This is a genomic window from Actinoplanes sp. NPDC051470 (assembly GCF_040682035.1).
GTDB lineage: Bacteria > Actinomycetota > Actinomycetes > Mycobacteriales > Micromonosporaceae > Actinoplanes.
The window spans coordinates 192,853-206,252 of sequence record NZ_JBFBAA010000018.1; the positions used below are offsets into that span (position 1 = coordinate 192,853).

Sequence of the window (13,400 nt, forward strand, 5' to 3'; positions counted from 1 at the left end):
GTGACCCTTTCTTCACCCGTAGCATGTGCCCATGGATGATCCGGCCCGGAGGCTGCGGTTCGTCGGCGGCCTCGCCGCGATCGTGTTCGCGATCGGGCCGGCGCTGATGCTCGCGCTGCTTGTCGCGCAGGGCAGCGCCCCGCGGCCGGTGATCGGCCTGCTGGCCGTGGGTATCCCGGTGAACGTGGTCGCGATCGTCTTCGCCGTGCGCGCGATGGTCGCGCCGAGCCCCGAGCTGTCGGCGCGGCGAACCGGGATCGCCTGGGGGCTGGTGGCCGTGGGCCTGGTCGTCCTGCTCGGCGGCAATGCTCTGTTGAGGATCTCCGCCGGCGAGTAATTCTCATCTTTTCGGCCGACCTTTCCTTGCGAGATTCAAATATCGGATCACGGACAGACGCGCATTTCTCACGACCGTTTCCGGCTCTAATTCCACGACTGCACCAGGAATTACCGGAGGACGGAAATGAATCGTCTGACATCGGGTCAGGAATTGCGTACGGGTGAGCGGCTGCTCTCGGCGAGCGGCTGGCTCGAGCTGGTCGTGCAGAGCGACGGGAACGTCGTTCTCTACCGGGTTCAGACCGGCGGGCCGCTGTGGTCGAGCAACACCCAGGGCCGGCCGGTGACCCGGCTCGTGATGCAGGGTGACGGCAACCTGGTGGCGATCAGCGCCGCCGGGCAGCCGCTGTGGGCGAGCGGCACGAACGGGCGCCCGGGCGCCGAGGTCGTCCTGCAGGACGACGGCAACCTGGTGATCTACGACCGGGCCGGCAAGGCGCTCTGGGCGACGAGCACGGTGCGGAACTTCAACGTGCCGACCCTGCGCACCGAGGACGGCCACGGCTATTCCTACGTGGAGACCTCGGAGCGGTGGAAGCTGCTCTGCCAGGGCCTCCCCTGCTTCACGGCGCTGCAATGGCCCGGCTACTCGACCGCGGTCATCGAGGACGTGGTCGACGGTACCCCGATCGTCATCCAGCTCTGGCGCGGGTGGTGCCAGAAGTTCCTCGGCAACCCCCTGTTCCCCGGCGGCATCGGCGCCGAGGTCGGCATCTACCGCCGCGACCCCGGCCGCGTCCTCCCGTCGTCCCTGCCGTTCCTGCCGCCCCAGCTGAACGCGTTCTACGCCACCGGCCTGGCCACCCTGGACGACCGGAGCGTGTGGTGGCCGGCCCCCGACCTCGGCCTGGAACTCGAGTTCTCGTTGATCAACCCGGTGACGATGGAGACCGCCTTCTCGGCCGGCCCGCAACGGTCCTACTGGCTGACCAGGTGGATGAACGAGGACGCCTACGTCAAGTACACGGCCGACCAGGGCTTCCGCATCCCGTTCCTCCCCGACGCGTACATCCTCGAATACCGGATCAACGACCGTGTCCGGCGCTGGCCGGCCCGCCAGGCCGTGCCCCAGGGCTAACCATCGAAAAGGGGCATCCGGGCCTTCCTGGTGGTGCATACTGAGCCCACCAATGGGCCGCAGAGGTCGGGGATTCCCATGTCGGCTGATGCTCCGGGGCGATGCCAGCGTCTCGCCATTCTCACCGTCTGCCTGATATTGATGATCGGCGCTTTTCCGGCCCCTATCGCGTCCGCGGGGGAACCGGAGAACCCGACCGTGTCGACGACGCCGGACGGCCCCGGCACGGCCGAACTCGAACTCCGGGTGAAGGCCGGCGCCGAGAAGGGCCGGCTCGACTTCTTCGTCCGGCAGGCCGGCCCGGCCGCCCTCGATGACGTCTCGATCGTGGCGACCGCCGGCGACCTGGCCGTCGCCATCACCAACGCCACCGGCGGCACCGATGTCACCGTGCCGCCGGCCGGCGGCGCCGCGCTGCTGCACGCCGACGTGACCGGCTTGACCGAGCCACGCGACGTGCGGGTCCCGGTCTATCTGACCGAGGCCGACGGGACGACGCACCCGCTCACGACCTTGCGGATCGTCCGCGCCGACGCGCAGGCTCTGACCGTGGTCGGCGCGGCCGGCGGAGGGTTGACGTTCGACCAGGATCGGGAGGCCTTCAGCCGCGACGTGCTCCTGCGTTCGGATTCGGCCACCCCGGTCGAGTCCGTCCTCACGGTCACGCCGCTGCAGGACGGGACGTCGGCACAGGTGCCGCTGGAGTTGTCGATCGACGGCGCTCCCATCGGCAACGGCTCGGCGGTCACGCTCGGCGCACGCCAGCGGCGCACGCTGACCTTGAGGGCGACGCTGGCGCGGGCCGGGTCGTACACCGCGACGATGAGCTTCGCGTACGGGACCGATCGGGCGAGCGGGCTCGACACCACGATCACGATCACCCGGACGGCGGGCGCCCAGACCGTCGTCGTGGAACCGGCCGAGGCCGTGCGCGCGGTCCGCCACCCGTGCCTCGAGTTCTGGCATTGCCCGGCCCGGGCCGTCTTCACGGTGACCTTCCGCGAAACCGCGGGCGAGCGCGGCCGCCTCGACCCGGTGCAGGTGCGCGAGGTGGTGTTCGACGACAACGGCACCACCCTGCAATCGACGTACGACGAGCCGGTCCTGCGGCTGGCGGGCAAGGACGAGCCGGTCACCGCGCTCGAGACCGGGCCACGAGGCACCGCGGTCGTGACCACCTCGCTGGGCGGCTTGCGGCAGGCGGGAAAGTACGAGGTCCGCCTGCGCGGGACATCCCCGGGCACCGCCCCGGTCGACGCGACGGTCAAGGTTCTGGTCCGGAACTCATGGCTGCAGGCGGCCATGTTCATCCTGCTCGGCACCCTCGTCTCCTGGGTGCTGCGCTGGTGGCTGAAGGGCGGGCGGCGCCGCATCGCCGTGCGGGCCGGCGCCGAGGCTCTCGACAAACAGCTCCAGCGCGTCCTGGACGCCCGCGGCGACCTTCCGGACGCCCGCCGCCCGGTCGTCGACCGCGTGCGCTCCATGATCGGCAACCTCCGGAATCGGGCTGACGGGCCGGGCGACCCGGCCGATCTCGAGGCGGCCGTGACCGACCTGCGGACCCGGCTCCGCCTGCTCGACCAATGGCTGGACGTGGCCTTGACGGCGGACCGGAGCGGCAGCGCGGCGGCGGCGGAGAAGCTCGACGCGGCGAAGGCCGTCATCCTCCAACCGGCCCGGCTGGACACCGCGGCCGAGGACCAGGCCGCGACCCACCTGAACGACGCCCGCGACCTGCTGGACGCCGGAGTGGCGCGGCATCGCGCGGAGCAGGTCGACGCCCTGCTGGCCAGGAATCAACCCCCTCTCGGCTACCAGGCTCAGGCCTGGGCGGCCTGGCAGAACGCGACCAAACGTCGGTTGGCGACGGCGGGAACCGGATCGCCGCGGCAGATGGTGATCGACGACATCTACGCCGAGGCGCTTCAGGACATGGCCCGCCAGGTGCGCGACAAGGCCGTCAGCCTGGCCAACGCGGCGCCCACCCAGGAGGAGAAGGACAAACTGAAAGGCCTGGCCGATCGGGCCGGCCCGATCATCGAGATGGCCGCGGCCTTCCGGCTCCGCGCGGCGCACCAGGCCTACGACGACCTCGTCGCCGACTACCTGAACCTGGTTCCGACGCCCGCCGGACAGAAGATGTCGGCCCAGCAGACCGGTGTCGAGCCGATCACGCTGACCTCCACCCCCGATCCCGCGACCTTCGCCGCCGCCACCCAGGTCCACTCGAACAACCGGCGATGGCTCACGGCCGGGGACGGCCTGGCGTTCGCCGTGCTGACCGCGATCGCCGTGACCCTGGGACTGGTCGCGCTCTATCTGAACAACCCGATCTGGGGCACGCCGATGGACCAGATCACCGCCTTCCTCTGGGGAATGGGGCTCTACCAGGTCGGCGGGGCCGCATCCGACGGGATCGAGGGGCTGCGCAAGAAGATCGCGGAGGCCTGACCCATGCCCGAGCTGACCTACCGGCGGCACAGTTTCCGGATCCACATCGGCGCGACGAGGAACGGCGGGACCACGCTCCGGTTCGGCAACCGGTGGGTCCGGCTGGATCCCGGAGCGGAGGAGAACCGTGATCCTCAGTGGTGGTCGAGCGACACCAACCCGCTCTTCGGCCCTTCGGTCCGGGAGTGGTGGGCGGAGCAGGACCGCGTGGCCGGGGAGAGCCGGCGGCGGCGGTTCCCCAGCCGTTACGAGGAGTTCCTGCCGGTCATCGAGCTGGTGGTGAGCCCCGAGCGTGCCTCCGCGCCCTGGGAGGAGTTGCTGCGGCCGTTCGCCCGCAGCACGTCCTGGCTGACGTCGGCCGCGTGGGTCCGGACCAGCGAGGCGCCGTCCCGCGCCGCGAACTGGCCGCTGGTGCTGCCGTTGCGCATCCTGCAGGTGGGCGACGATCCACCGGATCTGCCGGGTCCGCTCCGGCAGCGGATCGGCTGGAGCCGGCGAAGCCAGGACCTGATTCTGCGCACCGGCTCCTGCACGGCGGAGACGGTCGACCGGTGGTGGACATCCTCGGCCTGGCCGTCGATCGACATCCTCGAGCTCAGTCCGCCGGAGTGGGCCGATCCGTGCCGGGCCGTCAGCACCGCCGATCCGCGGGAACCCTGGACGCTCGGTTGGCTCGAGCGGCTCTGCCACGACCACCGGGTACGGCTGGTGGTGCTGGCCCCGGGGACGCCGGCCGCGGCGGACACCGCCCGGGCCCTCGGCCGGCGTCTGACCGATCGGGGCGGTCCCGCGCTGCTGGTCATCGAGCCCCCGGCCACCGCATGGCTGCCGATCGTCTACTCGTACATCGTCCATGACCGTCCCCTGGACTGGATGGTCGGACCCGGCCGGACCTGGGAGCCCGGCGGAGACGGACGACTCCCGTTCGCTCTCGCCGCGGGCCAGGGCCGGGTGGACGACCTTCGGGTGTCCCGGACGTTCCGCCCGGCCGTCGACCTCGCGCGCCGGCTCACCGACCGGGCCGAGATCGGGCCGGCCGACGCGACCCGCCTGGCCATCTTCGCCGAGAGGCACCCGGGTCAGTCCTTCGACCGCACCCTGACCGCCTGGCGGGCGGCGGCGACCGGCCTCGTCGCCCGATGGGACAGCGCCTCCTTCGACCTCCACGAGCAAGATGGTGTGCTTCCCATGGAACTCGTGGTGCGCGACCTGCGCGATTCTCTGCGCGTGCCCGCGATGACCCCGGTCGGGCCGGTCCAGGGCGGGGCCCGGTACGTCACACCACGGCTCTTCCAGGACGACGCCGACGGAACCGCCGTCGCCGTGCCCCAGCACGGTGGCGGCCTGCGTCCCCGTCGTCCGGTGACGGTGAGCGTCGGCATCGGCCCGGCGGACGAACTGATCCGGGTCGCCGGGGCGGTCGGCATCCTCGAGGAGGCGATCTTCCGTACCCCCGGGCAGACCGGCGCCTGGCTGGACGTCGCGATCGCCGGGCTCACCACCCGGGTGCTCGGCGAACAGGTGCAGCCACTGTGGCTGCCCCGGTCCGGGCCGACGGACGAGGTCCGGTTCCGGATCGATCCCGGCCGAGGTGACGCCTGGCGGCTGCGGGTGTGCGTCTACCACCAGAACGTCCTGCTGCAATCGATCCTCGTCGGCGCGGTGCCGGACGCCGGTGAGGAGCGGCCGGGCCGGCGCCGGGCCCTGCTGGGCGAGGTGCTCGGAACGACCGTCGAGGAAGACCTGACCTGGCATGCCTACCTCGAGTACCGGCTCACGCCGGAGGAGGACGGCGAGCTGCCGGAGGTCGAGCGGCGTCCGCTGAGCGTCACGGCGAACACCGTCGACGACGCTCATGTGCTGATGTTCAAGGGCCCGGACCTCTACGTCGAGGCCCGGATCGACGCGGACATCGACAAGCACGTCGGCGCCGCCCGCGAGACCTTGACGAAGATCGCCACGCCGCCGATCGAGGGGTCGAACGAGGAGGACTGGCGGTACGGCTTCGACGACGACAACCGGGATGCCCACGGGCGGTTCGACGCGGCCATGGCGGCGATGGCCTGGCGGGGCTGGGCGCTGTACGAGAAGACGGTGCCCCCGGTCTTCCGCCGGCAGGTGACCGACGCTCTCGGGGCCGGCCTGCCCGCGGGGTCCGTGCTGTCGGTCAGCCACCTGCTCGTCGATCACGTCATGCCCTGGGCGCTGATCTACGACCGCCCGTACGACAAGAACCGGCGGAGGACCACGGCGGGCCGCCCGGTCCAGCACGTGGCCTGCCGGGCGCTGGACACCGGCGGCCGGCTGGTGGCCCGCTGCGGCGAGCACCCGGAGTGCCCCCTGCACGAGGCCAACCCGGCCCGCCCCGCCGTGGAGCCCGAAACGGTCGCCTGCGCCCGCCACTTCTGGGGCTTCCGGCACGTCATCGAGATCCCGCCCGCCGGTTCCGCCGCGACGGTGATCGGCGACGGGACATCCACGCTGGTGGGTGCGGGCCTGCACAGCGACCTCATCCAGGCCGAACGCCACCTGGACGACATCGCCGCCACGGTGTTCGCCGGCGGCGGGCTCGCCTGGCGCGAGGGCGACCGGGATCAGCTCCGGGGCCGCCTCCTGCGAGACCTGAACCTGGACCTGCTCTACCTCTACTGCCATGCCGGTCCGGACGACATCGATGAGGTGCTCCGCGTCCGCGCGCCTGAGCAGCCGGAGGGCCTGCTCGCCGCCGCGGACCTGGCCGGAACGCCGTTCCGGCGGCGTCCGCTGGTGTTCGTCAACGGCTGCCGGACGGTGGGTTTCAGCACGAAGACGCTGTCGTCGTTCATCACCACCCTGGTGACCGACCGCGGCGCCGGCGGTCTGATCGGGACCGAGATCGATGTGTGGGAGCAGCTGGCGACCGAGGTCGGCCGGGGCTTCCTGCGGCGCTTCGCCGGATCACCGGGCCTGCCGGCCGGCCAAGCCCTGCGCGAGACCAGGCTGGAGCTGCTCGCCAAGGGGAACCCGCTCGGGCTGGCCTACACCCTCTACGCGCTCGCTGACCTGCGGCTACGTCCCTGAATTGATCAAAGAAACCCCCCGGCAACGCGAAACGTGCAACGATGGGCGTCGATGCAGGTTCGGCCAGAGCGGGGGACTCGGATGTCGCAACGGAACCTCAGGAAGTCAGCGTTGATCGTGGGGCTGGCGCCGGTTGTGGTGCTCAGCGTCGCGGCGTCGCCCGCGCTGGCGCAGCCGTCGCCCAGGCCGCCGATCACCTCGTACGAGGGTGACCCGGGCCGGCTCGGCGACCCGGCCGGCTGGCGCACCCCCGAGTTCCTGTCCGACAACGGCCTGGTGTCGATCGGGGCCGAGTACGCCTACGCGGCCGGGTTCGCCGGCGGCGGGATGAACATCGGCCTGGTCGACTCCGGCTTCTACGGCGGACATCAGCGCGAGCACGGCAACCGTTTCGTCCCGGTGGTGGCCCGCGGCGGCCGCACCGAGCCGACCTCGGGGCTGTGGAACCCGGCGTTCAACGACAGCCACGGTACGCACGTCAGCGGCACCGTCGGCGCGACCCGCGACGGGGTGGCCGACCCGGTCAACATGCACGGTGTCGCGTTCAACGGCAACGTCTACCTGGGCAACACCCACAAGACCGACGCGGTGCTGTACGGGCAGATCCCGCCGGGCGCGACCGAGGCGCAGATCCCCGACAACGCCTACCTCGCCAACGTCTACCGGGCCGTGGCCGGCGCCCGGACGGCCAACCGCAAGCCGGTCCGGATCGTCAGCAGCAGCTGGGGCAGCGCCCCGGCGCAGGAGAACTACAACACCTACGAGGGGCTGGTCTCGGCCTGGCGCAACCTGGCCCTGCCCGAGGGTGTGCCCGACTCGAACGGCACCAGGCAACACTGGATCAACGGGGCCTTCGACGTCGCGCGGAACGGCACGATCATCGGCTTCAGCTCGGGCAACGCCGGTGTGGCCAACCCGACGCCACGCGGCACCGCGCCGTACTTCCTGCCCGCCCTGGAGGGTCGATGGTTCACCACCTCGGGCCTCCGTTCCGACGTGGGCCGCACCTTCAACCCGGACGGGTCGGTGCTGGCGCCGGGGCAGCAGCGGTTCAACCAGTGCGGCGTGGCCAAGTGGTCCTGCGTGACCGCCCCGGGCACCCTGATCAACAGCACCGTGGTGACGGTCGGCCCCGACGGCACGCCGCAGGCCGGTTACGCCAACTACTCGGGCACCTCGATGTCGGCCCCGCACTCGGCCGGCGCGCTGGCGCTGGTCATGCAGCGGTTCCCCTACCTGACGAACGAGCAGGCGCTCTACACGATGTACACCACCGGCCGGCAGAACAGCACGATCAGCGACGCGGCGGGCCTGCCGGTCCCGAACCCGTCGGCCGGCCGGATCGTCGCGGTCCCGGACGCGCGGAACGGCTGGCACACGCCGAGCCTGCGGGAGGCCATGAACGGTCCGGGTCAGCTGCTGGGCCGCTTCGACGTCGACACGCACGGTGTCACCGACGTGTGGTCGAACGACATCTCCGACGTCGCCATCCGGGCGCGGCAGCAGGAGGACGCCGACGAGGCGGCCGCCTGGCAGGCCACGAAGGTCGCGAAGGGCTGGACCCGGGGGCTGCCGGCCGGCGCGAGCGAGGCCGACCGGTTCGAGTACGCCACCGGCACCCGGCGCGAGCAGGCCCGCCGGACCCGCGCCCACGTCGGGAGCCTCACCAAGCGCGGCGCCGGCACCCTGATCCTCACCGGCGACAACACCTGGCAGGGCGACAGCACGGTCCTGGGCGGGAAACTCTCGGTGGTCGGCTCGCAGGCGAGTTCGATCCGGGTACGCGGCGGAGCACTCGGCGGCAGCGGCCGCACCGCCGGCGACATCGAGGTCACCGGCGGAACGGTGCAGCCGGGCCTGACCGCCACCGAGGCCGGGCGGGCCGGCGCGGCCGGCCGGGTGCTGACCGCCGGTGGCGACGTGCGCCTGGGCCGCGGCGCCGAGGTCGCCATCACCGTTCGCGGCAACGACGACTACACGAGCGCCCGCGCCGACGGTGCTCTGGTGCTCGACGGCAAGCTCAGCCTGGACGTGCGCGGCAAGCTCAAGCGGGGCACCGTGTTGACGGTCCTCAGCGGCAGCTCGCTGCACGGCCGGTTCCGGGGCCTGCCCGAGGGCGGCCTGCTGCTGGCCGGCGGCCACGTGTTCCGGGCGTCCTACCGCACCAACGCCGTGACGGTGACGGTGCTGATCTGAGCCGCCGCGACCATTTCGCGGACCCGGCCACCCGGGCCGCGCAGGTCGAGGTCGAAGCCCATGAACGGCTCGTCGTCCATCACGCCTCCCGGCTCATCGCTCCCGCTCCCGGGTGAAGGTCTCCGCGACGGCGGCGTCCAGGGACCGGCCGGTGACCGGCTCGACATAGAGGTCGCGGAGCATCAGGTCGGCCAGGTGGCCGGTGTCGAGGCCGGTCCCCTTGCCCTGCCACGCCTGCAGCGCGCCGCCGAGCCGGGAGCCGGCCCGGGCCACGGCGGACGGCAGGCGCCCGACCGTGCGGGGCCGGCCGGCCGCGGCGGCGATCCGGCCGATCATCTCCCGCCAGGTGAGGTTCTCGTCGGCGATCGGCAGGTCGGAGCCGTCGGCCCGGTCGAGCGCGTCGGCCGCCGCCTCGGCCACACTGGCCGCCGACGCCGCCGCGGTGCCGCCGGTCGGGGCGAACAGCGGCGCACGCGACCGCGCCCAGTTGTCGAGCGGCCCGGCCCAGTTGGTGCCCGGCCCGAAGATGAAGGGCAGTTCCAGCACGGCGATCGGCAGCCCCGGCCCGGCCGCCGCCCGCGCCTCGGCGGCCTGCTCCAGCCGGCACCGGACGTACGTGTGCCGCTCGGCCAGCCTCCACTCCGGATGCAACCGGTCGAAGTAGGTGTAGTACGAGCCCATGATCACACCCCGGGTCAGGCCTTCCTCGCGGGCGGCGGCGAACAGCCGCACGACCGGGTCGACCATCACCCGGCGGAACTCCGGGTGCAACGGCTTGCGCATCGGCCGCTGCTCGTCGGTGCGGGCGGCGAACACCACGGCGTCGTGCCCGGCCAGCACCGCCCGCAACTCGGCCGGCGACGCCGACTCCAGCGGCCGCGCGAGGTCGACGCCCGCCCGGGCCCGCCGCGCCAGCGTGGTCACCTCGCCGCCACGTTCACGCAGCACAGTGGCCACCCGCGACCCGATCAGGCCGCTTCCACCCACGACTACCGTCCGCACGCGTTCTCCTCGTCCTCGGCTTCCCCCACGGGAGAACGCTAGCGGGTCAGCCCCGGCGCCAGACGGCGTCGTCGCGGAGCAGGGCCGTCATCGCGGTGTTCTCGTCGGTCTGCTCGTTGACGACGTGCTTGGCCATGCGGTGGGTGAAGACGTTGCGGCCGCCGCCGGTCAGGAGGTCGCGGGCCATCGTGATGGCGCCGGTGTGATGTTCGATCATCAGGCGCAGGAAGATCGGCGCGGCCCGGTTGCCGGGGGCGCGGTCGAGGTCGCGCAGCTGGGTCTCGGTGAGCATGCCGGCGCCACCGTGCTCGTGGCCGCCGGCCGGTGCGCCGCCGGCGTCCCAAGCTACCAACCAGTTGGTAAGTTCGTCGATCTCGCGCTGCTGGTCGTGGGCGATGAACTCGGCGATCGCGCCGACCCGCTCGGGCACCCCGGGCTTGGCGATCAGCGCCCGGCTCATCCGTACGGCCTGCTCGTGGTGGCTGACCATCATCCGGGCGAAGGTCAGGTCGGCAACGGTGGGCGGGGCGACCACCTGCCCGACCGGCGCCGGCGTGGCGGCCGGCGGGTCACTCTGGTGCAGGATGGTCGCCAGCAGGCCGGAGGCGATCAGCACGGCCAGGGCGGCGTACCGGTGAAAACGCAATGGAGCACTCCCCTCGCGATGGCCGGGCCTGGCGGGGCCCGGCCATCGCTCGCTGTTACCGCGGCTGGCCGTTGACGTCCTTACGACCATCCGGGGTCAGCGGGTTCTGGGCGGTGAAATCGCGTGGCAGCAGGTCGAAGCCCTGCCAGTGCAGCGGCATCGGGCTCTGGTCCTCGTCGCGCGGCACGTGGTGGAAGCCCACCCGCACCCACATGATCGGGTCCTTCAGGTCCTCGTTGTTCGAGGTGAAGTCCAGGATCGTCTGCCGGCGCGGGCACTCCGGGTCGGCGTTGCCGGTGGCGAACATCTCGCAGGCGTGGCCGTTGGTGAACGTGACGTCGGGCTGGGTCTCCGGGTGCCCCTCGTACTTGTCGCCGCCCTCGGTGACCAGCTCGTACGAGCGCCGGTGCCGGTCGGCGTTCTTGCTCGACGGGCTGGCCAGCCGCCACCAGCGCTGGTTCGCCTTGGTGAAGCTGCCCTCCTTGGCGATCGTCTGGTGCGAGGTGGTCAGCTTGGCCGCCATCTCGCCCTGGCCGTCGGTCCTGGTGTCGTACTGCTCGACGATCTCCTTGCCCTTGCCGGCGAGGTTGAAGTCGACCCGCCAGAACGCGCTGTGGTAATGCATGGCGGAGAAGTCGCGGGCGCCCTTGCCGATCGGCCAGCCCTGGTCGGCGTTGTAGTAGTTGCCGGGCGACAGGTCGCCGGTCGCGCCGAGGCGGGCCGAGATGGCGCCGTCGTCCTGGAGCCGGTACTCGGTGACGTACTCGTACCAGCCGACCTTGCTGATCGCGCGCAGCACCAGGTCGTGGCCCTGCTTGGAGTAGATCGTCTCGGTCGGCTCCTCGGCCCCCTCGGGGAAGTCGTAACTGTGCAGGCGGTACGCCAGCCCGGAGCGTTCGGCGCTGACGCAGAGGACCTTGCGCCGCCGCGGCTCGGCCGACCCGTCGGAGCCGGTCCGGGCCGAGCCGCCCTTGCAGTCCTCGCTCTTGAGGGTCTCCAGGTCACCGCCGCCGAAGCCGTAGTCGGTGAGGTCGTTGTACTCGGTGTCGCCGGAGTCGTAGGGCACGTTGAGCTGCGCCAGCCGGATGGACTGGAGCACCTGGACGGCTTCCGGGTTGGTGGCGTACGCGACGGAGACGTTCTCGAGGATCAGTCCGGCGCGTTCGTCCATGCGCCAGCACAGGTCCCAGACGGTGCCGTTGGGCAGCGTCTCGTGGACCGTCGACTCGGGGGCGCAGGGCGCCGCCGGAGCTTTGGCCGAAGCGGGCGCGGCGGAGACCCCCAGCCCGGCGGCGGTGATCAAGGCGGTGACAAAGGCCGCCCTCATGCGGTACGTCATGCTGTTCTGCCCCGGGTTCAGCTCAGCCGGGCGATCTTGCGCCCGGACAGGTCGACGATGAACTGGTTGATGTCGATGAATGTGTTGTCCGAGCTCTCCACCACGAGCTGCAGGCACCGGTGCTTGCCGCACTGGGCGGCGCCCGCGTCGGCGTGCCGGGCCTTGAAGACGTGCGCGGTCACCTTCACCGTGCCCTTGCCGGCGAAGTCCTTGCCGGTGGCCTTGCGGTAGGCGCTCTTGAACTCGGCCGCGGCCGGGTCGGCCAGCAGCAGGTCGAAGGCGGTCGACAATTCCTGCTCCGAGGCCGGCATCTGCATGCCCGCGGCGGCGTAGGACGCGGCCACCTTCCCCGATTTCAGGTCAACCACCTGCTTGACCAGCCTGTCATTTCGGTAGTCGTAGAAATAGACGTCGGCGCGGCGGTCGCCGTCCTCGGCGATCTGCGCGGTGAGGTATTCCGGGCCGCCCTTTCCGGTGACGTCGGTGGCGCCCGCCTTGAGCTCGGCGGTCAGCGCGATGGTCCGGGCCCGGCTCACCTCGTCGCCGGTGAGGGCGTCGGCGCCCACCCCGGCCGCCGGTTCCGGACCCGCCTGCGGGTCGGAGACCTTGGGCTGATCTGCGGTAACGCCGGGCTTACCCGGGTCCGGCGCCGCGTTGGCCTGCCAGGACGCGACACTGAACGCCGTGACGGCGGTGGCCGACGCGATGCCCAGGCCCCACGCCCATTTTCTGAAACTACCCACTGCCGGTTGCCTCTCCCTGAACTGCGGTATCGACACGGAAGAATGCCAATCGGTAAGTGTGGTGGCGGTGAGATCCGCCGAGATCACCGTCTAAACAGGCAAAACTATTTATCTTGCTCAATGGGAAGTTGTAGGCTCGCCAACGGCTGATCCAAATTGGATTCCGTTAAGGAGCCACGTTGATCTCATCCACACGTTCACGCAGGTCCGTCGCGGTGCTCGCCGCGACGGTCCTGGGCATCGGCGCCGTCCCCGCATCGGCGTCCGCGGCCCCCGACCCGGTCCCCGGCGCTGCCGCGGCCCACCACAACCAGAAGCGACGGGCCAACTTCGACGCCCGCACCCCGGACGCGCGTACGCTCACCGCGCTCCGCACCGCGAAGAAGCCGGCCGCCGTCACCAAGCTGCACGAGGGCCTCGGCACGCAGGGCCTGGTCGACATCGACCCGGCCACCGGGACGGCCCGGCGCGTCGCCCGCCTCGACGGGTTCCTGACCACCGCCAGCAGCAAGCCGGCCAAGGAGATCGTCGCCGGCTACCTCGCCG

At 71.6% G+C, this 13,400-nt stretch carries 9 protein-coding genes and 1 pseudogene; 6 read left to right on the plus strand and 4 right to left on the minus strand.

Annotated elements, in window-relative coordinates:
* Positions 1-31 precede the first annotated feature (31 nt).
* The 5 genes from AB0M54_RS29350 (at position 32) to AB0M54_RS29370 (ending at position 9,124) form a co-directional block, all read left to right on the plus strand.
* A complete protein-coding gene (locus tag AB0M54_RS29350) occupies positions 32-337 on the plus strand; it encodes a hypothetical protein (protein ID WP_364474806.1) in 306 nt (101 codons plus the stop codon).
* A gap of 126 nt (positions 338-463) precedes the next feature.
* Positions 464-1,417: a hypothetical protein gene (locus AB0M54_RS29355; RefSeq protein WP_364317926.1), complete on the plus strand. Its 954-nt coding sequence runs from the start codon at positions 464-466 to the stop codon at positions 1,415-1,417.
* 198 nt (positions 1,418-1,615) lie between these two features.
* Positions 1,616-3,868 carry a hypothetical protein gene (locus AB0M54_RS29360; RefSeq protein ID WP_364474808.1) on the plus strand — a complete coding sequence of 751 codons (2,253 nt, stop codon included), beginning with the start codon at positions 1,616-1,618 and terminating at the stop codon, positions 3,866-3,868.
* Positions 3,869-3,871: 3 nt separating this feature from the next.
* Complete coding sequence (locus tag AB0M54_RS29365) at positions 3,872-6,928, plus strand: hypothetical protein (RefSeq protein WP_364474810.1); 3,057 nt, start codon at positions 3,872-3,874, stop codon at positions 6,926-6,928.
* Between the two features lie 117 nt (positions 6,929-7,045).
* Positions 7,046-9,124 (plus strand): S8 family serine peptidase, encoded by a 2,079-nt coding sequence (locus AB0M54_RS29370; protein ID WP_364474824.1) that lies wholly within the window; start codon positions 7,046-7,048, stop codon positions 9,122-9,124.
* A 93-nt stretch (positions 9,125-9,217) separates the two neighbouring features.
* On the opposite strand, the gene AB0M54_RS29375 is transcribed toward AB0M54_RS29370, so the two are convergent.
* The 4 genes from AB0M54_RS29375 to AB0M54_RS29390 are packed head-to-tail and all read right to left on the minus strand — an operon-like array spanning position 9,218 to position 12,854.
* Positions 9,218-10,126: an NAD(P)-dependent oxidoreductase gene (locus AB0M54_RS29375; protein ID WP_364317934.1), complete on the minus strand. Its 909-nt coding sequence runs from the start codon at positions 10,124-10,126 to the stop codon at positions 9,218-9,220.
* A gap of 46 nt (positions 10,127-10,172) precedes the next feature.
* Positions 10,173-10,772, minus strand: a complete 600-nt coding sequence (locus tag AB0M54_RS29380) for a DUF305 domain-containing protein (protein WP_364474812.1) — start codon at positions 10,770-10,772, stop codon at positions 10,173-10,175.
* A gap of 55 nt (positions 10,773-10,827) precedes the next feature.
* Complete coding sequence (locus AB0M54_RS29385) at positions 10,828-12,111, minus strand: primary-amine oxidase (RefSeq protein WP_364474814.1); 1,284 nt, start codon at positions 12,109-12,111, stop codon at positions 10,828-10,830.
* Between the two features lie 17 nt (positions 12,112-12,128).
* On the minus strand, positions 12,129-12,854 hold the full coding sequence (locus AB0M54_RS29390; RefSeq protein WP_364474816.1) for a hypothetical protein: 726 nt from the start codon (positions 12,852-12,854) through the stop codon (positions 12,129-12,131).
* Between the two features lie 215 nt (positions 12,855-13,069).
* On the opposite strand from AB0M54_RS29390, the pseudogene AB0M54_RS29395 reads away from it, so the two are divergent.
* Positions 13,070-13,400: pseudogene (locus tag AB0M54_RS29395) on the plus strand (hypothetical protein); the annotation flags it as partial.